Raw genomic sequence first — 25,728 nt, 5'->3', positions numbered from 1 at the left:
TCCAGAAGGGAAAAGCCATGAGAGTGATGGAAGGGGTAGCAACAGGGCGTATCAAATATGTAAAAGCGGTGTCGCCTCGAAACGCGCAAGGTTTGGTAGCAGAAGCCTATCGGCAAATGCAACGTGATTTTGTAATCAGCCCACCTTTTACAATACATTCGTCCCAACCTGAAATAATGGCAGGAATTTGGATGCTGGTGCGGGAAACGATGCTGCACGGGCAAGTGCGGCGCGAAATCAAGGAAGCAATTGCAACGACCGTATCAGAATCCAATGCTTGCCCCTATTGCCGGGAAGTGCATGGCATGTTAATGCGCGCTTACTCGGCAGAGAAAAATGACGCTGAGAAGAAAAAAGCGATACAGTGGGCAAAAGCTATACGAACGCCAGAAGAAGCAACCCTAAAAACCCCGCCTTTTTCGAGCAGTACTGCCCCCGAATACCTCGGTACGGCTTTTATATTTCACTATATCAACCGCATGGTCACTATTTTCGTAGAGGGCGGGTTAACCCCTGAAATGGGCGCACTGACAGGTTTGGTCAGAAGTGGGGTATTTGCGCCGGTGCTGTGGCTGGTAGCTCACCAGAAGGTCAAGCCCGGCACATCGCTCACCTTGCTACCGAGTGCCCCTTTGCCGCAGGAACTGGCTTGGGCAACCCCCAACAAAGCGATTGCCGAAGCTTTAGCCCGTTTAGCCACAGTAATTGAAACTGCCGGACAAGCCGCCATACCTGCGCCAATACGTAGCCGGGTTCTAACTTCGCTGGATAACTGGCATGGGGAAGCGATGGGGATTAGCCGTAAATGGGTTGAAGAGGCTGTAGCGGATTTGGAGGAAGAGCATAAGGCGTTGGCGCGGTTATTATTATTGGTGGCGCTGGCAGCTTATCAGGTGGACGAGGAAACGATTAAGCAAGCGCGGGTTACTTTGCGCGAAGATAAGTCGCTGATTGCGGCATGCGCGTGGGCAGCGTTCCAAGCCTCCAAGCGTGTCACTAGTTGGCTGGTGATTTGAACCATCAACCGCCCTTCGGAAATCTCCCATATTTACGGATTAATTTCTTAAAATCCATGAATACGCCCTTCGTTGGGCTTGGGTTATGTAAAGCTGGTGGTTATACTCAGGAACGATTAGTGCGTAGGATAGTCCAAGCCAAATACAAACCCATTGCGCTGGCAAACAAGAAGCCACCCACAATGAAAATTCCGGCGAACTGATCCAAACCTTGCGGACGATATACGGTAATCAGCACCGCCAAAGCGATTATAAAAGCTGCCGTAATTATGCTAATAACCACGCGGTTGGTAAGACGTTCGAGGCGTTGCAAGCCCTTTTCAAGCTCGGCATGTTTTACGCTAAATTCAATTGTCCCGCGCTCTAACTCAGCCAATATTCGGCGCATTTGACCGGGTAGCTCTGCGCCCAATTGAGCAGTATCAAGCACGGTTCTATTATATTTTTTGATCCACGTATTCGGTGAATATTGTTGCACCATCAACCGTTTTGAATAGGGCATCACAATCTTAATCAGGTGGAAATTGGGGCTTAAGGTACGCCCCATGCCTTCTGCCATCATAAAGGTCTTGAATAACAGCATCAGGTTGGAGGGCAATTGCAGGTTATGGCGACGAATTATAACTAACGCTTCTTCCAGCATTAGATCGAGGGCAATTTCACCGAGTGCGAGGTTATAGTAAGGCGCAATCAGGTGGTCAAGGTCGCGCCGCAGCATTGTGCGGTCAACCCGGCTTCTGGTGACCCCTAAAGAGATAAACACATCCACCAAACGATCAATATCATGGCTGGCAATGGATATAACAAACTGCACCATCAATTCTCTGGTGCGATCATCCAGTGTACCGACCATTCCAAAATCTATCAGCCCAATCTGCCCGTTTTCTTGGATAAAGAAATTTCCGGGGTGCAGGTCGGCATGGAAAAAGCCATCTTCATAGAACATTTTCATGATGGCGTTGGTGGCATTTACTGCCAACTTATGGCGATTAATCCCGGCTTTGTCAATGGCTTCGATGTCATTAATTTTAACCCCTCGAATCCGTTCCAAAGTAAGCACGCTAATAGTTGTATAATCCCAATAAACTTGGGGGATACGGATAGACTCGCTATCGGTAAAGTTTTTGGCAAGCCGTTCGGCATTCTTGCCTTCGCGCAAGTAATCCATTTCCGCCCGAATAGTTTGAGCAAACTCTTGGCTTAAGCCTACCAAATCATAGTTCTCAGCCTGTTTCCAGTAGTGCTGCGCCCGAACCGCCAGATTTTGTAAAATCTCAAGGTCTTCTGAAACCCGTGGCACTACGCCCGGACGGCGCACCTTTACTACCACCTCAGTACCATCGTGCAGAACAGCCGCATGCGCCTGACCGATCGAAGCTGCCGCTAACGGAGTGGCATCGAAGCTGGCGAAAATCTCGGAAAGAGGGCGACCTAATTCGGTTTCTATGGCTTTTTCAATAAACTTGAAAGGAACAGGCGGGGCTTGATCTTGTAGCTTGGCAAGTTCCTCTACATACTCCGGCGGTAACAGATCGGAACGGGTGGAGAGAAGTTGCCCCAACTTTATGAAGGTAGGTCCTAATTCTTCAAAAGCGAGCCGAATATGTTCGGGGCGGCTGGTGGCTTTACCCCGGTTGAATAATTCTTTGCCGAAAGGAGCCATACGATCCATGCCCAAAATACTGAGCATGAAACCCAAACCATGCCGTACAAGCACTTCGGCAATTTGGTAGTAACGCCCTAACCGAGCTTTCTTTTGATGTTGACCTAGAAATTTCAAATGTATCCTCGGCAAATAACAAGCTGAATTATTTATGCGCTAAAAAGCTTTAAATAACATTTTGATTATACCAGATATTTTTAGCATAAAAATAAATGGCTCGCTTATTTTAGAGTTGTGCCAGTATTTTTAACCCAAACATAACGAATTAATCCTGTAGTCGCTCAATTTCCCTTCGCAATGCAGGATTCCTCTCTTTTGCTACTCTTTAATAACAGCCTAATTGCGCCTTGAAGCTCAAACTGTTAAAATCCTTCCTGTTTTGAGGCTTGTAGCAAATTTCAGAAAGCAGCGCTGGTTGGATAAAAACCTAAAATCCCTACCCGACAAAATAATATTATTCACCAAGCCATGGTTTGAAGGTACATTGGGTTTGCTGGTCTTTGCAGGATATATTCTGTGGCTGGTGCTACCCACCCGAATACCGGCTATTATACTTTTTGGGTTGGCGTTGGCGGGAGTGGGAGCGGCGTTATATGCTAAACAGCCTTCAAAAGCGAGAGAATGGGCTAAAACCCTTTTAAAGCCTGAAAACCTATTGCTTGGCTTGATTTTGATAGTAGCGGTGGGAGTCAGGTTGCCCGGTATCTCCCAAAGTTTGCCCTATCTCGATAACCCCGATGAGCCTACAACCGTAACTGCCGCAATCAAGATGCTGCAAACGGGTGATTTGAATCCGCATTTCTTTCGGTGGCCCAGCCTACCTTTTTACACTCAATTTATTCTGTCCTTACCTCAATTCCTGTCAGGGGTCGGTAGCGGGGCTTTTACAGGGCTAAACCAAATTGTGCCGGATAATTTCTATCTGGCGGGGCGGCTTTTGTCGGCTACGCTCGGCATTGCTACGGTGGGCTTAACCTATCTAATCGGGCGCATCGTCTATTCCCCGGCAGCAGGTTTGAGCGCAGCTTTTATTCTGGCAATTATCCCACTGCACAGCGAAAACTCGCGCTATGTTACGCCAGATATTATGGTGGGCTTTTTTGCTACCCTAACTTTGCTGTTTGCTGTTTTGATTTTCAAGACAGGACAACTAAAGTGGTATTTGTGGGCGGGGGTTGCGGCTGGTTTGACTATCGGCACAAAATACAATGTTGCAATTGTGCTGGTAACAGTAGCGCTGGCGCATTTCCTGAGCGAGAAACGCAAGGGAATAGGCTTTGGCAGGCTTGGCGCAACAGTAGGGCTAGCGGTGGGCGTATTTATTCTGACTACGCCATTTCTAGTGTTAGATTTGAGCGGGTTCTTAAATGAAATGGCTTTCCAAGTGCGCCATTACACGTTGGAGGGACACGGCGCAAACTTTACGGGAGAGAGTTGGAAAGCCTACCTATCCTATATATTCAACGAGGGGTTTGTATATCAAGGCATAGTGGCTTTGGGCGGTGGAATCCTACTGGCGTTGTTGCGCCAAAAACGAGCCGATTGGCTGATTTTATCACTCCCGGCAATTGGCTATTTTTTCTTCTCAACGGCATTAGTTCACTTTCCCCGCAATCTGATTCCGTTATTGCCGCCTATGGCGCTACTTGCCGCCGAATTTATCCTGTGGCTGACAGCGCAAGGTTTCAAGCTATTTCAGGGTAAGATACGCGATAGCAATAGCCGGTTAGTAATTAAAACCTTTATTGTGGTAATATTAACTCTGGGATTTTTCTTCTTTGGAATACGCAATAGTATTTTAACAACACGCTATAATTTACAGCCGGATACAAGAACACAAGCGGGAGCATGGATTACCCAAAACCTCCCGGTTGGATCAAAATTGCGGCTTGAGCCTTTTACGCCATATCTCTCGCCTGAGCGTTTTCAGGGCGCTACCGAACAACGTCCTATCGGCGGGAGAGGTCTGGATTGGTATCAGCAACAGGGCTACGATTATCTGGTAGCCAGCAGCTATGAATATAAAGAACTTATTGCAACCGACCCGCAGGCTGCCTTGAACTACAGCGCAATTTTCCAAGAAGCGCAATTGGTAAAAGAATTTCCGGGGGATAGCACAGAGCACCCCGGCCCGACAATCAGGATTTATAAGGTGAGATAATACCGAATGTTCAGTTTATCCTTCTCAGGTTCTGGTAGTGCAACTATTGGCGCGGATGTTAGCCCAATCATTCCCGAAACTGAAGACAAGTTCATAATGGTAGTGGTTCCAACTTACAATGAAGCCGAGAATTTACCCTCTCTGCTAAAAGTTTTATTTGGTTTGGGCTTAAACCTACGAGTTCTAATTGTAGATGATAACTCGCCCGATGGAACGGGGCAGTTGGCAAACCAATTAGCGGTGGATGATTACCCCGGCAAACTAGAGGTGCTTAAACGACCCGGCAAGATGGGCTTGGGGTCAGCTTATATCACTGGCTTCAAGCATGCCTTGAGTCGGGGAGCTAGTTTCATCGTTGAGATGGATGCAGATTTCTCACATGATCCAAAGGTACTTAAGGAATTTGCGCGGGTTATAAAGAAAGCCGATGTCACGGTCGGTTCTCGCTATGTAGCGGGCGGCTCAATTGATGAGCGTTGGAAACTTATCAGACGCATAATAAGCAAGGGCGGCTCAATATATGCGCGGGCGGTTCTGCGCTTGAAAGTGCAGGATACTACCGCCGGGTTCAAAATGTTCCGCGCTGAGGTCTTGCGAAAATTGCCTCTGGAAAAAGTGCGCTCGAACGGCTACGCTTTTCAGGTTGAAATGGCGTATCTCTGCCAAAAAAACGGCTTCAAAGTAGTGGAAGTCCCGATACATTTTAGCGACCGTGAGTTAGGCAAATCTAAAATGAGCGCAAAAATAGCTTTAGAGGCTGCTTGGCGAGTCTGGCAAATTAAATTTCGCTATTAAGTATTTTGCACTTTCTTTACATCTACCCTGGGATTTTAACAATTATTTCGTGCTAAAATTACTTATTAGGTTATGCAAAATAACCTTGTAATTTTTCATTTTAAAATGTTGTTAAGGCAGGGGGGAACATGTCTGCCACTTATCATAATTCTACACCACCGCGTCAGAATGGGCATAAACAAAAACGGATTTTAATTGTTGAAGACGACCCTAGAATTGTGGATTACGTCTCAATCTATTGCCAATCTGAAGGCTATGAAGTTACGCATGCGCGAGATGGAGTAGAAGCCATCGAATTATTTAAGCAGGTACAACCGGATTTTGTACTGCTTGATTTGATGCTACCTCGCGTAGATGGGCTAGAAGTTTGCCGCCAGATTCGCATTACCAGCGAAGTGCCAATAATTATGGTCACGGCGCGTATAGATGAGGTTGATAAATTATTGGGGCTTGAAACGGGGGCAGACGATTACCTGACCAAACCCTTTAGCCCACGCGAGTTGATGGCACGCATCCGGGTAATATTCCGACGCTTGGAAAAAAGCCCCAAAGAAGAGTCTGTCAGCCCTCAAACTGAAAAAGTGCTTAATCTGGGAAGGCTTTCCATCAATTTTGATACCCGCGAGGTGTCTATTGAAAATAAGCTAATCCCGCCGCTAACCAATAAAGAATTTGAACTGCTAATTACGTTGGCACAGCAACCCGGTCGTGTTTTCACCAAAACTGAATTGGAAGAAGCGCTCTATGATTGTGATTCTCTGGTTGCCTCGCGGGCAATAGGGGTACATATTTCGAATTTGCGGGCAAAATTGCCAAACGCTCATTTAGTAGAAACAATACACGGTGTAGGTTATAAACTTTCGCGTGAGGCGGTGTAGTACATGCGAGTATCTCTGAATGTAAAAATCATCCTGAGTATGACCGGAATGGTTTTCCTTACATCTTTGGCTTGCTCAGTAGTTTTCCTCATAATTATAAATAATCAAACTCGTGAGTTCGAATCACGCCTCGAAAAGGTGATGTCGCAAGCGGCTACTCCTCCGCCCGCCGCCGATGTGATTGATAAGCTCAAAACTATTATTAGTAACCCTGACCTTTCGGCAGACGCGCAATTAGCGCAGGTGCGGCAAAGTATTCATAGCCCACAGGTTGATCAGGATCGAATCCGGCAAGCGGCGGCAGATAGCGGCTGGCCCATCCAGCCCGGAGGAGTGGTTGTGGCAAACAATCAGAATCCAAACACCGGAGGCGTATATAAAATTAAGGATGATACCCTACCGGGATATGTCACTAGCCCAATGTACAATTCAATTATAATCGCCTCTGGAATTTCGGCTCTGTTCGCAATTGTGCTAGGCTTTCTGCTTTCGCGCACTGTAATTAGCCCACTCCGCAAACTTGAACAAGCCAGCGAACGAATAGCAGATGGCAATTATAACCTACTCATAACCCCGGAAGGCAAGGATGACTTAGGTAGGTTGGCAGCCAGTTTTAACAAGATGAGCAAGGCTTTGCGCCTGACCCAACAAAAGCGTAAAGACCTAGTGGCAGACCTATCGCACGAATTGCGTACTCCTTTGAGCAGTGTGCAGGGTTATACCGAGGTATTGCGGGATGGTCTTGTTACCGATTCAGTCCGAAGAAACAATATTTATGACCATATATTGCTGGAAGTTAAGCACATGTCATCAATGGTCAACTCGATGCGTGAGTGGATTAATAACGAACAGTCATTGGAAACTGTCAGACCCGAAGAAATTGAAATAGGACCAGAACTACAACTGATCGTTAACCGCTTCCGGCATGCCGCAGAAGAGAAAAATATCAAACTTAGCCTCGATGTAAGCGAGCCTTCCGCCCATGTGTTTGCCAATCCCGAAGCTTTAAGCCATATCCTGAATAATCTGATTGATAACTCATTACGCTACACGCCGGTAGGCGGAGAAATCCGAGTCGAAGTCAAAGAATTGCCAAAGGAACGACAGATTTATTTCGAAGTGCGCGATAACGGTTGCGGTATTCCAAACGAGCATCAGCCCTTTGTATTTGAGCGGTTTTACCGGGTAGATAAGAGCCGCGACCGAGGAACAGGGGGAACAGGATTAGGTTTGGCAATCGCGCGCGATGCCATTCAGGCGATGGGCGGCGAAATCGGTCTGGAAAGTGAAGTCGGGCAGGGAACCCGCGTAATGTTCAAATTACCCTCTATACCCGTATCGCATGCCATTGCAGTTTAAGCTAAGAACCTTAACCTAGCGGATAACCTCCAAGTATGGAGAGTAATTCCAGCCCTCCATGCCGAAGGGAATGCAGGGGGAACGCCTGCCGAGGTCGCAAGTGGTGTCCCCTTGAACTCACCCGCTCTCCTCCTCTCCGGCGGAAGCAGCAGGTTATTGCCTAAAAACGTTTCTTGCAACCGCGCTGACAACCCATTACAAAATCTTCATATTATGATGTGATATACTTTATTGCGTTAATTACCATAATGTTATATTTTTATAGTTCAAAGCTGATAACTATTTTTCACCCTCACAAACCGATATTGCGGTGAAAAAGGGTGAATTGAGTTCTAATAATACGTTTTAGCAATTCGGTTCGGATTACGTTTATGCCTCTCAAAGGAATTGTTCGCAATAGATACCAAATACTCGAAGAAATCGGGCGGGGCGGTTTCGGGATAGCTTATCGCGCCCGCGATTTATTGGTAAATCGCGATGTGGTAGTAAAACAACTACATGAGCAATTCTCTGCTGACGAATCTAACCCCAAAGCGCGCCGCTTGTTTGAGACAGAATGGCAAGCGCTTGCCAGCCTCAGCGAACACCCCAACATAGTACACCTAACCGATTTGTTGCGTGACGAAAACGCTTATGTTATGCAATTTATTAGCGGCGGCAATCTGACCGAGCTAATCAAGAGCAGAAGTAAGCTTCCACTATTGCAATCCGTTATCCTAATGGCGGAAGTATGTAATGGTCTTACCGCCGCACATCGTCTCAGAATTGTGCATCGGGACGTAAAGCCTAGCAATATCCTGTTAACTTACGATGGGCATGCCAAGATAAGCGATTTCGGGATAGCCCACCAACCCCATGAAGGGCGTGAAGCCGATCTAACGGTTAGCGGCTCAAATTTGGGCACAATAAACTATATGGCTCCAGAGCAAGCGCGGGGGGATAATCGCATTACCCCGGCTGCCGATATTTATTCGGTTGGGGCAACCCTTTACGCCGCTATAACCGGACGCTATTATTTGCCTTTCCGCGCCGTTAAAAGCGATTTTGACTACGATACAATGGCTTACAACTTCAAGCTGGTGCGCGAACGTACTCCCGACAAACCAAGCAAATATAATCCCTACTGCCCGCCCATGCTGAATGCGGTGGTATTGCGCTGCCTTGAGAAAGAGCCTAAAGAGCGTTACGCTAGCGCCGATGATGTGAGCGTTGCGCTAAATCGAGTGCGCACCTTGCTTGAAAATGAGCGGGATAAAGCCTACACCGAAGCTGAAGCCGCTTTCAATACCGGAAAATGGCTTATCGCCATAAAAGCCTATGACCGAGTATTAGCTATAGAGGATGAATATCTCGAAGCTATAGAACATCGAGAATTCGCGCATAAGTGGCTAAGCCCTGAAGATGAGGAACTGGCTTACCCGGCAAAAGAACCGGATTCCAGCACCCCCCCCGCGCAATCAAAACCAAATGCCGGAGCAATTTCGGATAAGGCAAAAGCGGCGGCAATTAATGGCGCTTCACCGTCATCTGTGGATAAAGCCGCTGGCGCAGTGTCCTCCCAAAATGGGGCTGCCGCGAGCCTTAGTAGTGCACCACGCTATGCCAGCGCGTCATATCTGAACCCGCAGCACGAGTTAAAACCGACTCCAAGCCCACAGGCTTCTTCTGGCAATTTTGATCAGGGCTATGAGAATGTGATAAATAATGGGGCTGTAAATAATAGCCTACCATCAAGCGTAGCCGATAAAAATGGCTATGACAAAAGGATTTCGGAAATACCAGAATCTTTTGCAGTGGAACACGCTGTAGAAAAAGATGTTTCTTCTAGCTTGTCACCCTTTAAGCCCAAAATGCAAATACAATGGGCGTTAGTTGGCATCATTGCGGTTTTTATTTTAGGCGCGGTGTTGGTCATTTCCGGTTTCGTTATTTTGAACGGACAAAGCAATCCCAAACCTAGTAGCCCTACAATTGCGGCGATTGCTACCGACACAATTGACGTTAGCGACACAGCGCAACCGCCGATCCCAACCATTACGCCAAATGTAGCGGCGACTGTCACGTTTTTTGCGGCATTAACCGCCACCGCACAACCCACAGTTACGCCATTTTCAACCGCTACGGCGCTACCCCCAACCGCCACAGCCGAACCTAAAATTCCCGTAGTGGTAAAATCGTTGCTGGCAAAAAATTATAGCAGTAGCTTGAGCGGTACAAATAACGATACTTTCGAACAAAGCGATACCCTCTACTTCATGATGCAAATCAGCGATGGTAAGCCCGGCGAGGATTTGGTGTTGGAATTTAGAGTGCGGGGAGTTAGCCAAGCTTTCTTAACCGATAAAACCAAATTAACACAGTCAGATGGGATTATCTCTTTTGCCAAGCCTTTGAGTTATATCTTACCTGCTAATTATGATTTGGTGATCAAGTTCAACGATAAAATTATAACAGGCCCGATTCCTTTCAAAATAGTTGCCAAACCTACTACCGTTACTGCGACCGCAACGCCGATACGCACTACTACGACTGCGGTTGTGACCACCACTACCGCTGCGCCAACCACTGTGGTTATTACCACACCTCCGCCTAGCACTACCACTGTAGCTACTACCACACCTGCGGTTAGCACTACCGCTGCGCCAACTACTGTGGCTGCTACCACGCCTTCGGTTACCGCTACCCCGACCACCACGCCACCACCAACCGCCACTACCCCTTAACCCATGATACCTATAAGCAGCAATGCGGATTTACAGGCGCATGCCAACCGCTGGCTAAGTTTGCTATCCGGTAAAAACCTATCCAGCAGAATTCACCCCTTGGCGCAGCTATCACCCTTAAAGAGACAGAAACGGTTGCCGCAAGAGGCTATCGGAAACGATTCTGCCCATATAGTGCTGGCTCAATTGGCGCGGCGAGTGCTGGAAATTGCACTGGAAAGCTACAAGCCCGAAGAAGTTTACCCGCTCGAATGTCTCAAGATTGCGGAGGTTTGCCCGAATGAGCTAGAGCTAGAGCAATTAAAACCGCCACTCTTAAATGCTAAAAGTCTTGCAATTCTACAACTGGAGAAACCAAGAGAGTCGAAGCGCAAACGGGCAGGGTCTTTTTATACCCCGCCTGAACTGGCAACCTACATTACTGAACAAGCGATGCAAAACGCGCCGGAAGGGGCGATTATAGACCCGGCTTGTGGGGGAGGGGTGTTTTTGCTGGCGGCGCTGGATAAGCTGCGAGAATTAGAACCCAGTACAGCCCCCCATACTTTGGCAGAAAAGCTCTATGGGCTGGATTTGAACCCGGATGCCGCCGACCTTGCGCGACTCACCTTATTTATGCGCCTGTACGAACTGGAAGGGCAACAATCCCTCGAAACTCTGCGCCTGTTAGCACGCCACATCAGGAGCGGAAACGCGATAATTTCCGACTCGCCGGAGAAATTGGAAAGCCTCGACCTTTTTGATAATCCCGGCGATGGCGCATATCTGGCAAGCTTAATGCCCTTCAACTGGCGCGAGGAATGGCAAGAAGTATTCGAGCAAGGCGGTTTCGCGGTGGCGCTTGGAAACCCGCCCTATATCGGTTTTAACGATTATAGCGGCGTGGAAAAAGCCTATTTCAATTATGCTTACCCGCAAGCGTATAACCTCAAAGCCGACATGCTCTATTACTTTTTATGTCGGGGAATTGATATTCTCAAAGCAGAGGGACGCTTGGGTTTTATTACGGCGCGATTCTGGCAGGAAGCAGCATTTGGGGCGCGTTTGCGTGAATGGCTGGCGCAAAGCGTGACAGTCATAAAGCTGGAAGATATGCGGGGGCAGCGTCTTTTCAGCGAGGCAGAAGTGGATAATTGCCTGATATTTCTGGAAAAGAAAGCGCCCGCCCCTGAACACACGCTCACTTATTGCGTGGGTGAAAAAGAAAAGTCGGTGGAACAGCGCAAGCTCGGCAGCGCACCTTGGGCATGGTTGCGCCGGATGCCGCATGAAGAAATGCTGCTGGCAAAGATTCAGGAGCGGTCTTTATTGCTAGGACAAGTTGCGGAATGTCGCACCGGAGTGCAAACCGGGCTGGATGCAGCTTTTATGGTTACGGCTGAAATTGCGCGGGGGCTAGAAGCAGAAGTGGTTAAACCTGCCATAAAAAACGGGCAGATTGTGCCGCCCGGTGTATTGCAATGGAACGAAGATTTGTACTTGATTTATCTTGAAACCGGGACGAACCTACTAGATTATCCCAACACCGCCGCCTACCTTGCGCAATTTCGGCAGCAACTTGAGCAACGGTTGCGCTATCGCCAGCCCTTCCCGTGGTACGAATTACAATGGGCGCGTACTTGTGCGCTCTTTGAAGCGTCTGCCAAGCTGGTAACGCCCTACAAAGCCCCTCGAAACCGCTTTGCGCTGGACACCCGCCAATTTTATTTCAGCACCGATGTGGTTTCGGTAGTCTTTAACGAAGCGGCGAAAGAGGGAATCGCGCCGGAGGGATTGCTTTTTGAGCAAGCGGCAGCGCATTTTCTGAACACGCCTCTCTCCACATGGCAATTTCGCAGTTATAGCAAACAGGTAGGCGGGGGACAGTATGATTATTATGCCAACCCCGTTAAAAACCTAGCTATCCCATTCCCGGAAAGGCTCAAGCAATTCCCGCAACTTTTCGAGGCAAAGCTTGATATAAGCGCCGCCGCCGATATCAGCTATGCCCTTTATGAGCTAACGCCCGATGAAATCGAGACGATAGAGCAGACGCGCTAGTCGCTCAAACGTATTTTTCAGCTACCTCCCGCAACAGGTCGGGTAAGCCGCCGCTGACGTAATCTACCCCCATTTGTACCAGTTTGCCCAGTTCTGCTTCTTCATTATACGGGTCTTCGCCGGGACCGCCCCACGCAAAAACAGTGCGCCCATGTGCATGGTATATATCCACCAATTCGCGAGTGACCCAGATACTGCCGATTGCCACCCCATCTGCCAGCGCATCATCCAGCAAGCTCAGAGGGTTTACCATAATTGCGCCATAAAAGCTGATGGTGGTGCTGATATTGGGGTTAAGCTCTTTGACCCGACGCATCAAGCGATGGTCAAAGCTGTGTATTTGGGTATTTTCTTCATCGCCGTAACGAGCTACGATTTCAAGGGTGCGATCAATAATCTCGTTGTCTGCAAACGTACCGCTATAAAAGGGGAACGGTACTTTAATTTCAATCGAAGCTCCAATCCCCACCGCTTTAGCCCATTCTAGCGTCTCTTCCAGCAAGGGCAAGCGAGTTCCGGCGAAGCTTTGAGTCGGAATAGGCGGAGGGATGTAGTTGGGGTCGGCAAACTTGCCTTCTTTTTTTGCTAGAGCTTCCAAAGTGGCTTGACTCTTGCGGTCAAACCAGCTTCCGGCATCCAGTTTGGATAATTCCGCCCAAGTATAATCCTGCACCAGCCCATGCCCATCGGTAGTACGTTCCAATTCTTCGTCATGGATTATGACGCAACGTTTATCTTTAGTGAGATGGACATCAAATTCGATGGTATCCGCGCCACATTCATGCGCCTTGATAAAGGAGGGCATGGTGTTTTCGGGCGCATAACCACGCGCACCACGATGCCCCGCCACCATTAAGCAACCCGTTCTGGGTCGCAACAGGTCTAGCACTTGTCAATCTAACCTTTCTGTGTCAAACCCACACTACCACCAAAAAATTCCACGCTCAACCCGGTACGTTGCCGGATAAGCTCGGCTATTTCCGCCAGTTCAGCCACACTCAAGCTGGTAACAAAAGCTTGCGCGGGGGGACGCGCTACCGTATATAGCTGTACAGTGTTAAGTTTTGCCCCATTTTCCAGAAAATAAACCAACCTGTGGATATACGCCTCAATTTCAGCGAGCGAAGGCGCATCACCGTTTACCCGCATCATACAGGTTTGGATGTTAAGCGGCAACTCGCCTGAAACGCTGAGAATATTTTCCAACACTCGCCCGTAATCAATATTAGTCTTATCAATCTTGCGGAAATATTCGGGCGTTCCGGCATCGAGTTTCGCCCAAATCTCGCCTTGCGCTGCCACAATTGCGCGTAAACCCTCCCGCACATTGGGGCGATGGAAGCGGGTAGCGTTGGTTATCAATACCAGTTTTACCGTCTGCGAAGAAAAGCCCGCTAATGCCCGCGCTTCTATAACCGCCTGAACCGCCCCACTAAATTGTGGACAAGCGGTTGGCTCGCCATCACCGCTAAAAGCAATATCATTCAATCGCTTGAGGTTTTCCGGTGTGGTAGCAAATTCCGGCTCATTCCAAAGCGTGCCGTCCTTTACTATTGCCAACAGCGAGAGTAGTTCGCGGCTTATCTCGGCAAGCTCTACTTTAGGACGCGGCAGGTTTTTGGGAGGCAGCGGTATCAAGCCCTTGCCGGGGTGAAAATCGGTGCGATTTACTTCGCAATAAATACAATCGAAGTTACATACCCGGTCGGGATTGAGATTTACACCGATGGATAGTCCCTTGCTGCGCCGCGCTATTACAGGATAAACCAGTTTGAAATCGCGCCAACTACGCGGATGCGCTTTGAAATCCAGTGAATTGCTCATTATAGTGTTTGTATGATTACTTTCAACATTCTCAACTTAGCAAAGGGTTCTAATCTAATGAATTGTGCCTTACAACTCTCATAATACGTTGAATGAGGGTATGGTCATAATTATTACTTTGATTCGACTTTTCCTTTAGCCTTTCCCAATCAGCACCATAATACCCGGTAATACCTAATCCCACTGACTCAATATATTTTAATCTTTTAAGTTCCCCTTCATAATATTTTATATCTTCTTCGGAACTCTCCTCAGTAAGAGGTTCTATATCTTCTGGTCCGTGAGGGCGGTATAAGGAAAGCTCAAGTTCGGGAAATATAAAGCTATAACCTAATTCTGGGTCATCTTCATCATAGGGAGTTTCTTTCGTCAGAAGAACTAATAATTCTTCAACTTCAGTGTTAAAGAAATCAATATCCTTATAAAAGACATCGATATCACAGTCACTAGAGACCTCAATAAATTCGACAGTGGAATTTTCGGTAGAATAATGAACCGCAAAACAATTGTGAAGATGAAAAGAACTGCGCTCCTCTTCCCCTACAGCTTTTCCTCTCGGAAGCGTTGTCGAGGGCTTTGTACCCATTGCCTCATATACTTCCTGATGTGTCATTCCAAACCGAACAGGACCTATCCCTACACTTGGTATCAATTCATATTTGATTTTTTCCATTTTGATTGCTCTTCTCAAATTTCAATGGTTTTTTGGAATTTTCAAAGTGTAAGTCCAACTTGTTGCGCTTAACCCTGTGCAATAGGTGGTTCGGGCGCTTTCAGCCCCGCCAGATGCGAAGCATCGCTGACGGTATGCACCCGGAAGAAAGGCGCTTTACCTTTCAGGTTGGTTTCGATTACAGTTAAAGAGCAGTTACCGATGGCTAGACGGTCAATATTGTCCTGACGACGTTGGATTGCATCCAACGAATTTAAGGCATAAAGCGTCAGTATCTGGATATTGAGCAGATGCGCCACTACTAGCGCGGTTTTCGGGGTGGGTTTAGGTCTGGTTTCAAGCTCCTCCTCTTTCTCATCGGGCAAAGGCTCTTCGCTGAGAGCGGCAACCCGTTCAAAGAAAGCAAGGGTGCGTTCGATAACGCCCTTCACCGACTCCCCATCTTCAAACTTGAAGGAATAGTCCTCACGAAAGAGCCGTTTTTCTTCGTCCGTCCAATCGCTAAAAAGCTCTTTGTTAAGCCTACCCTCACGCCGCGCACTTATCCGCCCCTCTTTAATATTCTCGTCCACTTCCAGCGCGGTTTCAGGCGCAAGACCTTGCGCTTTAACGATAGTAGCGGCGGTATCATAGCAGCGCAAAATCGGGCTGGTATAGCGATAGTCGAATTGCATGTTGCTCAAGCGTTGGGCAATGCGCTGCGCCTGCAATTCACCTAACGGGGAGAGCGGCACATTTTGCCAGCCCTGATGGCGGTTTTCCGCATTCCAAACCGATTGCCCATGCCGAACCAGATATAAAAACATGCTTTTCCCTTCACCGAATTCATAAGATCGCTTGTTCCAGCCTGATTGATTTTACCTTAAAGGCGGGGTAAAGGCTAATTGCCCACGCTTGCTTCAGCTTTTAGCGCGAAGCTCAACCCCTGCCGCCGCTTCAACCGGACGCACCACCGAGGTGTAATCATCCCGACCATAGCCCGCCGCGATTGCGCTCTCGAACATGCCACGCGCCAGTTGTGCCATTGTGGCGGGAGTGCCAACCTGCTCGGCAAGTTGCAACGCCAACCCCACATCCTTGTACATTAGCTCGGTAAAAAAGCCGGGTTTGAACGCGCCGCTAAACACGTTGCGCGGGAAAGCGTTAGCCAGTTGCCAGTTTGAGCCGCTGCTGTTTGTAACTATCTCGGCGATTTTCTCAACCTCAACTCCCGCTTTCACCCCCATTGCCAACGCTTCGCCGCATGCCGCCGTGATAATTGCGCCCATTACATTGTTGACTATTTTCACCACTTCGCCCGAACCAACCACGCCCACATGGTAAATGGCTTCGGCGCGTCCCATTGCCTGAAAAATCGGCAACGCCCGTTGAAATACTGACGCATCGCCACCCGCCATTATAGCCAGCGTGCCGGTTTGCGCCCCGATTGAACCGCCGCTGACAGGCGCATCCATAAAATGAACCCCTTTGGCGTTGCAATGCTCGGCTACATTGCGGCTGGTAGCAGGATTAATGGTACTCATATCTATAATAATTGAGCCGGGTTGCGCCCCTTCCAATGCGCCGTTTTGTCCCAATATCACTTCCAGCACTTCCGGGGAATCTGGCACAATCGTGATTGTAATTTCCGACTTCTCTGCAACTTCGCGGGATGAATTAACCAGTAACGCCCCTGCCGCTACTATATCCTGCACCTTCTGGGGGTTTCGGGCATAAATAGTAAGCGGGAAGCCGGCTTTTAGTAAATTCAGCGCCATACCGCGCCCCATTATGCCTAAGCCAATGAAGCCAACCTGTGTTTTTGTCATCTCTATAGACCTCCTCGATTCGTTATTTTTCCTATTCGTTAGCGAAATAGATATTACCCTAAATTTGCGGTTTCGGCGAAACGGTAGAAACATGTTCTTGACTTAGAGTATTTGTTCTGATATTATGTTCTGTAGAACTTGTGTTTCAAACAGGATTACGGCTATCCAAACTATCCCTTGAACTACAGGACTGCTCAAATGCGTTCTCTTTTAGATCACCAAGCTGATGGCATCGAATATACCCTACACTCCCACAATATCGAGGGGAGCGTAGTAGGGGGGAATATTTCGCCGCGCTTAATCCAATTCCACGTGAAATTGGCAAGCGGGGTCAAATATAGCCGTGTGACGAATCTTGCGGATGAAATTGCGCTGGCATTAGGGGTGCATAGTTGCCGTATCACCAGAGATGGTTATTTCGTCAAAGTAGAAGTACCCCGACCCGACCCGGTAGCGGTGCAGCTTTTCCCGTTGATGCGTACCTTGCCTGCCGATTTGCCGACACATTCGCCCATATTGGGGTTGGATGAAAACGGCGTGCCTTTGCTGGTGCGTCTTACTTCGCCGGATATTGCGCATGTGCTTATTAGTGGCACTACCGGAAGCGGCAAAACCGCGTTAGCGCGTAGCATGATTGCCAGCCTTGCCTTGCAGAATCCTCCAGAGCAATTGCGGATGTTGCTGATTGACCCCAAGAGCCGAGGCTACAAGCATTTCAACGGTTTGCCAAATCTGGTTTGCCCGGTAATCACCGACCCCACCGATGGCTTGCATCGCCTGAAGTGGGCGGTTCGCCACATGGAAAAGCGCGATGAAACGGGTGTTAGTAGCCCGGTGCTGGCAATTTTCATTGATGAACTGGCTGACTTACTGATGGTAAACGGGCGCGAGATGGAACAACTGGTAACGCGCATTACCCAACGCGGGCGCGAAGCGGGAATCCACCTGATAGCCAGTACCCAAAAGCCTGCCGCCAGCGTAATCGGGGGCATTGCTAAAAGCAATTTCCCCACTCGGATTGTGGGTAAAGTTGTGTCACCGGAAGATGCGCGAGTCGCCAGCGGTGTGGCGGGTAGCGGCGCAGAGAAATTGATGGGGCGCGGCGATTTTCTGCTTTTCTCCGGCAATATCTCTACTCGTTTACAGGGGGCGTACATTTCAAACGCCGAGATGGAGCAAACGGTAGTGCATTTGGGCGGTACGTTGGAACAAACGCGCCCATCTCGCCCCAAGCGGGAAACAGTGGTGCAGGAAGAATACGAAACGCCCTATGTGCCAACACCGAATTACCTAAGTCGCCGGGAAATCAGAACCGAAACCCAACCCGCGCCCTCTTACCGAGATTATGGCTACGATGAACAGGCGATGGGCGTTTCCGAACGCTTTGAAAACTACCAGCAAGGCATAGGCAAAAGGCGGCGGGTGGCAGAGCTAAAGGCTGAATATCCCCGGATGGACAGCAATTATGATTACCGAGATGAGGACGAGGAAGTCCGAACGGTAGCCAAGCCGCAGCCGCAACCAGCCCGACAAGTGGATTTATGGGACGAGGAGAAGCCACAGCCTAAAACGGTGGCACAACCGCCCCGCCCCTTGCCAAGAGTTGCGCCGTCACAGCCTACTAACCCTAGAAATTACGAAACTACCCGGCGTACCAGTTCGCAATAAGGAACAGGAAACGGATGGCATCCGTTGGATAGCAAAATTGCATACGGAATGTTCAAGTGGGGCATGCGCCAAGCGTGACCTTAAGAAATAGTAGCGAGAGTAAAAATATGGTCAAAAAGAGCTTTGTCAGTCTGATGATGGGTTTCGGGGTTACGCTGGCGGTGCTAGTGATAGTAACAATGCCGCCGGGTAGTTGGGCTGTAATCGTGGGAGTGCTGCTAGGGCTAATGGCAGTTATTCCGGTTATATTGGTGATGCTGGTTTTTCTAAACCGGACTCATCCGGCGCAACCGCTAGAACGGCAGAACCCGGTGCAACCGATTATTATTATGCAAACTCCCGGCTATGGTACGCCCTACCAACAACCGGAATATTTGCCTGATTACCAACAATACCAAAATCCCTTACCTTATCCCGATAGTAGAACAAGCCGCGCTAACCCGGCGCAACGCAACCTGCCCAGTCGCCGCAAAGCGCAACAACCACAGGCATATTACGAATACGAACCGGGTTATTTATATGATTATCCGGTAGCTGACCCTACCGCTTATGAAGCATATTATGGCGAAGAAGTTATGGATTACGCCCCTCGAAACAATCGCAAGCGCGGCAGGCGCAACGAACCGGGTGTAGTAGAGGCGGACTATCGCACAATAGGAGATGCAGGGAGGTAAAAAATGTTTTTCGTCTGGTTTGATGATAACCCGAAAAAGCCGTTAGGCAAAAAAATTGATGAAGCGGTGCTACGCTATCGGCAGAAGTATGGAAAAAAACCTAGCCTTTGCATGTTGAGCGAAAAAGTACAAGTGGGAGATTTTACAACTTTAGCCAGTAGCCTTGAGATAGAGGTTAAAACGGCAAAGAATGTGCCTCAAAATTATTTCTGGATAGGTCGAGACGCATAAAAAAAGAGGGACGTATCGGTTACGTCCCTCTTTTTTTATATTTATTTATTCACCCATAATTTGTAATACAATTTCCCGTTGTCGCGGGCGATTATCAAAATCAACAATGATAATTTGTTGCCACGTTCCCAAAGTCAAAAAACCATCGCTAAATGGTACTGTGAGAGAGGGACCTAGCATAGCCGCTCTGATATGTGAAAAACCGTTGCCATCTTGCCAGCGATCTTGATGTTTATAGTAAGCTTCACGAGGCGCTAGCTTTTCAAACAAAGCTGTCAAATCCTGTATCAAACCCGGTTCAAATTCCATAGTAGTGAGTGCTGCAGTAGAACCCTGAATAAACAGAGTCACAGTGCCATTTTGAAGCCCTGTTTCACTGATGCGCTCTTGAGCCTGTTTGGTTATATCCAGAATATCCCCATCCCCATGGGTTTGGATTCGGATGTTTTTGGTTAAAACTCTAAATCCGGTCCTAGACCAAGTTGGAAACGTTGCAGGATTTTTATCAGGCTGCAATTTATTCATTTTTAGCCTCACTAGTAAATAATAAACAGAACCCCATTACTCATAGCATTCTTGAACGACGCACCGGAATGTTAGCCACTAGTTTATCGTGTTTGTCGCCCCATGTAATTTCCATTGCTTCCCGATCAATATCAAAATGACGGCTGATAACAGATACGATTTCTTCTTTGATGAGTTCCATCTGTTCTGGAGTTACTTTGATTCTATCCGAGATTAGGGCAAGTTGGAGGCGGTCTTTAGCAACGGTAGAGCTTTTGGCAGGTTTACCGCCAATGTTCCTACCAAGCAATTTATCAAAAAGCCCCATTGGATACCTCCCGGCAATATTTTCGGGCAACGCTAGGAAAACTTTTAGCAGGGATAATGTTGAATCTTTCTCTCAACGTTTGCAGCAGATTTTACTTAGTATAAACCCAAACTATATTTAAAACAACAATATCCCTTTATAATAAACCAAAAGTACCCATTGAATAAATAAAAATTGTACCTATTCACCCCCTCACCCCCTCAAGGGGGAAAGGAGAGCGGGAGGAGTTATAGGGGACACCCCTATGACCCCGGCAGGGAAATCCCCTGCACCCCATATACCCCATACGGGGCACAGGCGCGGCACAGGCGTTAATTCGTCTCAAAGGCTGAGTAGCTACAAAAAATTTTATCTTTTGTCACCACCAAAGATTCGGTATAGCAAGCCTTGTTTTGGCTCTTCTATACTTAAAAACGGCACGCTTTCACCCATCAAACGCCGCGCGATGTTCTGAAAAGCTTTGCCCGCTCTGGAGGTATTATCGAAGATTACCGCTTCACCGCGGTTTGTAGAAATCACCACTGACTCATCTTCTGGCACAATGCCGATTACAGGCACAGCCAAAATTTCCTTCACATCTTCTACGCTCATCATATCACCGCGCTTCACCATCGCCGGTTTCAGTCGATTGACAATCAACTCAGGCGTGGGGAGTTCGGCAGCTTCAACTAAACCGATAATGCGATCGGCATCGCGAACGGCAGATACTTCCGGTACAGTGACAATCAAAATACCATCTGCGCCCGCAATTGCATTCCTGAAGCCTTGCTCAATCCCTGCCGGGCTATCTACCAACACATAGTCAAATTCTAGGGCAAGTTGCCGACATAAATCTGCCATCTGAGCGGGGCTAACCGCGTTTTTGTCGCGAGTCTGGGCGGCAGGTAACAAACACAGATTGTTGGTGTGTTTATCTTTTATCAACGCCTGTCGTAAGCGAGCGCGACCTTCCACTACATCTACAAGGTCATAAACAATCCGGTTTTCCAAACCAAGAACCACATCTAAGTTTCGCAAACCGATATCGGCATCTACCACTGCTACTTTCTTGCCAAATTGCGCCAGCGACATCCCTAGATTGGCAGTGGTAGTAGTTTTCCCTACGCCACCTTTGCCGCTGGTGATTGTGATAACCTTACCCGGCATAAATTATATCTTTCCCCTGTAGAGTATGGCTACATATTGGTTACAAGATATGCGCCTTGATTGCATTTCACCTTCAATTTAAAATTCGTTAATGCAATTTTTCAAGTTAGCTAACTATTTTGTACCCATGTTCTGATTTTGTCAATTTTCAGTGTAACTAGTCCAAGCTGTTGCAAGGTCGGTATTTCCATTTTCAACTTTCGCCCAAACGTTAAGAAAATCGTTTTTGTATCCCCCATCCGGGGGACAGGTGGGCGGTTCGCACCCTCTACGGGGCGCAGGCGAACCGCCCTGCCTGAATCCCTCAAATTAAACCTATCCAACGCGGGCGCATCCCGATGCGCCCCTACGAACCAAATCTCATGAGAACCGATTTGTAGCGGTTCGAGAACCGCCCTTCGGAAATCTCCCATATTTAGGGATTAATTTCTTAAAGTTCATAAGCCCCTTGTTACTGCACCCCTTTTCGTTAATTCGTCTCAAGGGCTGAGTAGTTACCTTTCATTTTCGAGGCGGCTTCCATTGCTCAATTACAATCGAACCGTTGCTGACTCTGGCAATTTCTGGATGATAGTTTCGAGAGCGTGTTTCAGGTGCGCGCGCTACCACCTCACCAATACGCAACAAAGTTGGGGTTAGTTGCAATGCGCAAACTACTGTTTCCTGCTCAGGAGAAGCGTCAAGCCCGGCTTCAATCACGCCGTGCACCGTGCCCCAAACAATAACGTTTCCGCCTGCCGTAATCTGTGCGCCCGGATTTAAATCCCCCAGTAGGCAAATATCACCGTGATGCTTGAGAAGTTGCCCGCTGCGCAAGGTGCGCCGTACAAACAAAGCTTCGGCATTATCAAAGGACGCGCCGGTGGTTTCACGGCTAGTTTGGAGCGGTAAGCGAGTATTTTCGCGGTTGGGCAGAACATATTCTATCCCAACGTGACGCGCCACACTGCGGGTGGCATTAGAACCGCTGATTATTTTCTCCAACTTTATTTCGTAACGTGCCATCAAGCCCTGCAATAGTTCCAAATCCGATTGGTCAAGCTCTCGCCTACCCAAATCAACAGAGGTGTTGGCGCGTAAAAAGAATTTTCCCGATTGCTTTAACCTAGCTTCAAACTCATTCAGCAGTTGGGAAAAGTGATATTCTTCATCATCCAGAAATCTAACCAGCAAGCCGCCAGCATTACCTTTAATCGTTACGGCGGTATTTTTTTTATCGCTGCCGGGTGCCATATTTCACCTCATAATATCAACCACAGTAAGGCAACTTCAAAAACGGTACAAAGCCGAGCGAGATACTGTGGGCTATTTTCTAAACCGCATGAACTGGAGTCCCGGCAAGTCCCGTCAAGCTTTTACCCCGGTTTCTTTGGGGAATAAAGCTTGTAATATTTTTTTAGCAGCAGGCACTGCAAAGGTTGAACCTTCAATCTGGTTTTCAGCGGTGGTAATAAGTGTGGTTACAGCGTAGCGAGGTTTCTCATAGGGTGCAAAGCAGGTAAACCACGCCAAAGTAGGGAACAATAGGTTGCCAGATGCATCTTGACCGTAAGATTCGCCATATTCCGCCGTACCGGTTTTACCTGCCACAGTGAGGTTACCCATTTGATTTGCCATCTGGCTTTCGGCAGTACCCCCCGGCAGCACTACTTTGCGCATACCACGCTTGACCGTGTTCAGGTGGGTTTGTGATACTTCCAGCACCGACATGATGAAACGCTCATCTTTTACAACCTCATTTCCGGCATTATCCAACACCCGCTTAACAAGGCGCGGTCTGATTAGAGTACCACCGTTTGCGATGGTTGCGGTCATTAGGCAAACCTGAAGCGGTGTCATCTGAGTATCGTTTTGCCCGATAGCAGTGGTAATGGTATCACCCAACGACCACTGGTTGCCCTGATGGTCTTTGGGGAAAGTTTCGGGAGTCTGGAGCAAGCCGGGATATTCATCTGGCAGTTCGATGCCGGTCTGTTTTCCCAGTCCGAACATATCCATATATTTTTGCAGTTTGGTAATGCCCATTCCCTTGAAAGCTATCGGGTCTTTGGAGTCCGGGGCGGTGTAATAAGCCAACTGCTTACCGGTAACTGCGTCTTTACTGGCGTTTTGAGCCACGTTATAAAAGAAAATATCGCAGGATTGAGTAATTGCGCTTTCTATGTTCACACTACCGTGCTTACCCCAACACTTAAATTTGTCGCGGCTTGTCCCATCCCCAACGTTGCTGGGAATCCAGATATATTGGGTACAATCAAAGGTCGTGCTAAGATTAATAGAGTTCTCGTTCAAACCTGCCAACGAAGTGATAAGTTTAAAGGTTGATCCCGGTGAATACACCCCTTGAATAGAGCGATTGATTAAGGGGTTGCGTTTATCGGTTAGCTGAGTTGCCAGTTCATTGTCTTCAGCCGTAGTGAGATTAGGGCGGAACAAGTTGTTATTGTAGGTGGGTATAGAAACGAGTGCCAGCACTTCGCCTGTCTCCACATCCAACACTACAGATGCGCCGGTAAGGCTACTGGCTTGTTTTTTCGCGCTAGCAGCCGCAATCTCTTCGAGAATTGCTTTGGTAGCCGCCGCCTGTATATTCGGATCTATTGCAAGATAGACACTATGCCCCGGTACAGCCTTCTGTTCGCTTCCGGCTAGGGTTTGAACTATGTTACCCGCGTTATCGACTTGAACGGCGCGCCCGCCCTTTTCGCCCCGCAGGAATTCTTCCATAGATGCCTCAATACCCTGCCTGCCAACTTGGTCATCTATGCTATAAACCTTGCGCGGTACTGTACCATCAGGATAAACTGCGGGTTGGTTGCCGGAAGCTTTGCGATTATAGCGATCCAATTCATCATTATCCTGCAACACGCCCGTATAACCCAACAAGTGCGATAACAAATCGGGACGCTCATATTGGCGCACGTAACCTTGCAAAATGCCTACACCCGGCAAGTCCAAGCGTTTCTCATCCAGAATATTCGCGTCTTCACGGCTGATACTAGACCACACTACCACCGGTTCAAAATCGGCGGTACGGAATTCGGCTTCCAGCACTAACCGCTCACCCTGACTTAGAAAATATACACCGGGCATATCGCGCAAAGGCAAATAGCGGTCGTAATCAGCCAGCGGGATTTTCTCCAACAACGACATAAAGCTGGTGGCAAGTTTCTGAGCTTTGCGCAGATATAATTTCTTTTCAATATCTTGTGCTGAAATTCGAAGATATGGTTCGAGAATATTCAGCGTTTCATTGCGCCGGGAGGAATCAAGGATTTGATCGGGGATACAACCAATTACATAAGTCATACCGAGGAAGCGGGCAAGGTTATCATAAACTTCTTGGCGCGGGTCAACCACTTTTTTCCCGGCTTTAATCATCGCCTGTATCTCTTTATCACTTAGACGGGGCGGAAGACCGGCGCGGGTAATTGTTACGGAATAAGTTGGGTTATTACGAACTAGTGGGTTGCCAAAGCGGTCATAAATAACACCGCGAGGTGGTTTGATTGTAATATCTCGAACCTGAGTACGGGTTGCAAGCTGGCGTTCTTCTGGGGGGGTGTTAACCTGTAAATCCCAAAGCTTCCAGCCCAATACGGTAAAGCCACCCATAAGCGCCACCCGCAAAAAATTAACTCGGCTCATCAGTAAGGCTTTGCCAACTTTTTTACGGGATGAATTATCTTCTTCGCGTTCGTTATCTCTGGTTAGGTTGTCTTCGTCTAGCCGTAAAACCATACTTCATTCTCGCGATGCGCCATATTTGCTCAAGCGACGCACAATCACAAAGATGCCCAACATAATAGCCGCATCAATAAACGAAACCGGAAGAACCACCTGTGTAAAGTTTTGTACCTGAAAAGTATTATAACCTAGTAACTGACCTGCCAGCAATAGCATTATCCGATAGCCCAAAGCCGCAAATAGGCTAACTGTTACAGCCCTTAACGCGCTAGAATGAATAAAATCTTGGCTGACCAGAGTTACAAATAATATTACGATGCTGAATAACAACGCCTGCATTCCGATGGGCAGCAACGAAGCCGAGCTTATATCAAGCGCCAGCCCGGTAAAGAATGCTAACGGTAACGCCCATGTCCATTCCAGCAACAACCCCCAGCTAATCGCCAACAACAACGAGAGGTCGGGGAGTAGGTCATTTTGAGCCGGCAACAAACCGGGCAAAAAATGTGCCTGAACTAGCACAAAAACGAATATCAAGATGGCGGCTATA

23 protein-coding genes are annotated in these 25,728 nt (G+C 48.1%); 10 read left to right on the top strand and 13 right to left on the bottom strand.

Translation table 11 applies throughout. From position 1 onward, the window contains the following. Positions 1-17: 17 nt before the first annotated feature. On the top strand, positions 18-1,016 hold the full coding sequence (locus tag OZ401_RS22695) for a carboxymuconolactone decarboxylase family protein (protein ID WP_341470811.1): 999 nt from the start codon (positions 18-20) through the stop codon (positions 1,014-1,016). Positions 1,017-1,122: 106 nt separating this feature from the next. Here the strand turns inward: OZ401_RS22695 and OZ401_RS22690 are convergent, their stop codons facing one another. Next, on the bottom strand, positions 1,123-2,796 hold the full coding sequence (locus OZ401_RS22690) for an ABC1 kinase family protein (RefSeq protein ID WP_341470810.1): 1,674 nt from the start codon (positions 2,794-2,796) through the stop codon (positions 1,123-1,125). Positions 2,797-3,094: 298 nt separating this feature from the next. Between OZ401_RS22690 and OZ401_RS22685 the strand changes: the two genes are divergently transcribed. The 6 genes from OZ401_RS22685 to OZ401_RS22660 all read left to right on the top strand — a co-directional run bounded on the left by OZ401_RS22685 (position 3,095) and on the right by OZ401_RS22660 (position 12,635). Further along, complete coding sequence (locus tag OZ401_RS22685; RefSeq protein ID WP_341470809.1) at positions 3,095-4,840, top strand: ArnT family glycosyltransferase; 1,746 nt, start codon at positions 3,095-3,097, stop codon at positions 4,838-4,840. A gap of 6 nt (positions 4,841-4,846) precedes the next feature. Then, on the top strand, positions 4,847-5,635 hold the full coding sequence (locus tag OZ401_RS22680) for a polyprenol monophosphomannose synthase (protein ID WP_341470808.1): 789 nt from the start codon (positions 4,847-4,849) through the stop codon (positions 5,633-5,635). 128 nt (positions 5,636-5,763) lie between these two features. Beyond that, on the top strand, positions 5,764-6,513 hold the full coding sequence (locus OZ401_RS22675) for a response regulator transcription factor (RefSeq protein WP_341470807.1): 750 nt from the start codon (positions 5,764-5,766) through the stop codon (positions 6,511-6,513). Positions 6,514-6,516: 3 nt separating this feature from the next. Next, positions 6,517-7,872: a sensor histidine kinase gene (locus tag OZ401_RS22670; RefSeq protein WP_341470806.1), complete on the top strand. Its 1,356-nt coding sequence runs from the start codon at positions 6,517-6,519 to the stop codon at positions 7,870-7,872. A 371-nt stretch (positions 7,873-8,243) separates the two neighbouring features. Next, positions 8,244-10,595, top strand: coding sequence for a serine/threonine protein kinase (locus tag OZ401_RS22665; RefSeq protein WP_341470805.1), 2,352 nt, complete (start codon positions 8,244-8,246; stop codon positions 10,593-10,595). 99 nt (positions 10,596-10,694) lie between these two features. After that, the gene (locus OZ401_RS22660; protein ID WP_341470804.1) at positions 10,695-12,635 is read left to right on the top strand and encodes an Eco57I restriction-modification methylase domain-containing protein; all 1,941 of its coding nucleotides are present in this window, start codon (positions 10,695-10,697) and stop codon (positions 12,633-12,635) included. 4 nt (positions 12,636-12,639) lie between these two features. Here OZ401_RS22660 and OZ401_RS22655 read toward each other — a convergent pair whose 3' ends face one another. From OZ401_RS22655 to OZ401_RS22635, 5 genes are all read right to left on the bottom strand, one after another. Continuing rightward, positions 12,640-13,524 carry a glycerophosphodiester phosphodiesterase gene (locus OZ401_RS22655; RefSeq protein ID WP_341470803.1) on the bottom strand — a complete coding sequence of 295 codons (885 nt, stop codon included), beginning with the start codon at positions 13,522-13,524 and terminating at the stop codon, positions 12,640-12,642. Positions 13,525-13,532: 8 nt separating this feature from the next. Next, positions 13,533-14,459, bottom strand: coding sequence for a radical SAM protein (locus tag OZ401_RS22650; RefSeq protein WP_341470802.1), 927 nt, complete (start codon positions 14,457-14,459; stop codon positions 13,533-13,535). Positions 14,460-14,508: 49 nt separating this feature from the next. After that, entirely contained in the window at positions 14,509-15,132 is a 624-nt protein-coding gene (locus tag OZ401_RS22645; protein ID WP_341470801.1) for a hypothetical protein, read from the bottom strand. Between the two features lie 68 nt (positions 15,133-15,200). Continuing rightward, on the bottom strand, positions 15,201-15,938 hold the full coding sequence (locus OZ401_RS22640) for a histidine phosphatase family protein (RefSeq protein ID WP_341470800.1): 738 nt from the start codon (positions 15,936-15,938) through the stop codon (positions 15,201-15,203). Positions 15,939-16,031: 93 nt separating this feature from the next. Further along, positions 16,032-17,033: an NAD(P)-dependent oxidoreductase gene (locus tag OZ401_RS22635; protein ID WP_341470799.1), complete on the bottom strand. Its 1,002-nt coding sequence runs from the start codon at positions 17,031-17,033 to the stop codon at positions 16,032-16,034. A gap of 105 nt (positions 17,034-17,138) precedes the next feature. On the opposite strand from OZ401_RS22635, the gene OZ401_RS22630 reads away from it, so the two are divergent. From OZ401_RS22630 to OZ401_RS22620, 3 genes are all read left to right on the top strand, one after another. Then, positions 17,139-18,608, top strand: a complete 1,470-nt coding sequence (locus OZ401_RS22630) for a DNA translocase FtsK (RefSeq protein ID WP_341470798.1) — start codon at positions 17,139-17,141, stop codon at positions 18,606-18,608. A 107-nt stretch (positions 18,609-18,715) separates the two neighbouring features. Continuing rightward, positions 18,716-19,282 (top strand): ZIP family metal transporter, encoded by a 567-nt coding sequence (locus tag OZ401_RS22625; RefSeq protein ID WP_341470797.1) that lies wholly within the window; start codon positions 18,716-18,718, stop codon positions 19,280-19,282. 3 nt (positions 19,283-19,285) lie between these two features. Further along, a complete protein-coding gene (locus OZ401_RS22620) occupies positions 19,286-19,513 on the top strand; it encodes a hypothetical protein (RefSeq protein ID WP_341470796.1) in 228 nt (75 codons plus the stop codon). 45 nt (positions 19,514-19,558) lie between these two features. Here the strand turns inward: OZ401_RS22620 and OZ401_RS22615 are convergent, their stop codons facing one another. From OZ401_RS22615 to mreD, 7 genes are all read right to left on the bottom strand, one after another. Further along, a complete protein-coding gene (locus tag OZ401_RS22615; protein ID WP_341470795.1) occupies positions 19,559-20,038 on the bottom strand; it encodes a secondary thiamine-phosphate synthase enzyme YjbQ in 480 nt (159 codons plus the stop codon). 40 nt (positions 20,039-20,078) lie between these two features. Next, positions 20,079-20,345 carry a cell division topological specificity factor MinE gene (minE, locus tag OZ401_RS22610; protein WP_341470794.1) on the bottom strand — a complete coding sequence of 89 codons (267 nt, stop codon included), beginning with the start codon at positions 20,343-20,345 and terminating at the stop codon, positions 20,079-20,081. Positions 20,346-20,693: 348 nt separating this feature from the next. Then, positions 20,694-21,491, bottom strand: a complete 798-nt coding sequence (gene minD, locus OZ401_RS22605; protein ID WP_341470793.1) for a septum site-determining protein MinD — start codon at positions 21,489-21,491, stop codon at positions 20,694-20,696. Positions 21,492-21,601: 110 nt separating this feature from the next. Next, the gene (locus OZ401_RS22600; protein ID WP_341470792.1) at positions 21,602-21,904 is read right to left on the bottom strand and encodes a hypothetical protein; all 303 of its coding nucleotides are present in this window, start codon (positions 21,902-21,904) and stop codon (positions 21,602-21,604) included. Between the two features lie 88 nt (positions 21,905-21,992). Next, positions 21,993-22,724 carry a septum site-determining protein MinC gene (gene minC, locus OZ401_RS22595; RefSeq protein ID WP_341470791.1) on the bottom strand — a complete coding sequence of 244 codons (732 nt, stop codon included), beginning with the start codon at positions 22,722-22,724 and terminating at the stop codon, positions 21,993-21,995. A 114-nt stretch (positions 22,725-22,838) separates the two neighbouring features. Beyond that, positions 22,839-25,232, bottom strand: a complete 2,394-nt coding sequence (locus tag OZ401_RS22590; RefSeq protein WP_341470790.1) for a penicillin-binding transpeptidase domain-containing protein — start codon at positions 25,230-25,232, stop codon at positions 22,839-22,841. Positions 25,233-25,235: 3 nt separating this feature from the next. Next, a complete protein-coding gene (mreD, locus tag OZ401_RS22585; RefSeq protein WP_341470789.1) occupies positions 25,236-25,715 on the bottom strand; it encodes a rod shape-determining protein MreD in 480 nt (159 codons plus the stop codon). Between the last annotated feature and the right edge of the window lie 13 nt (positions 25,716-25,728).

The organism is Candidatus Chlorohelix allophototropha, from assembly GCF_030389965.1.
Lineage (GTDB): Bacteria > Chloroflexota > Chloroflexia > Chloroheliales > Chloroheliaceae > Chlorohelix > Chlorohelix allophototropha.
This window is presented reverse-complemented; position numbering and strand designations above follow the sequence as displayed.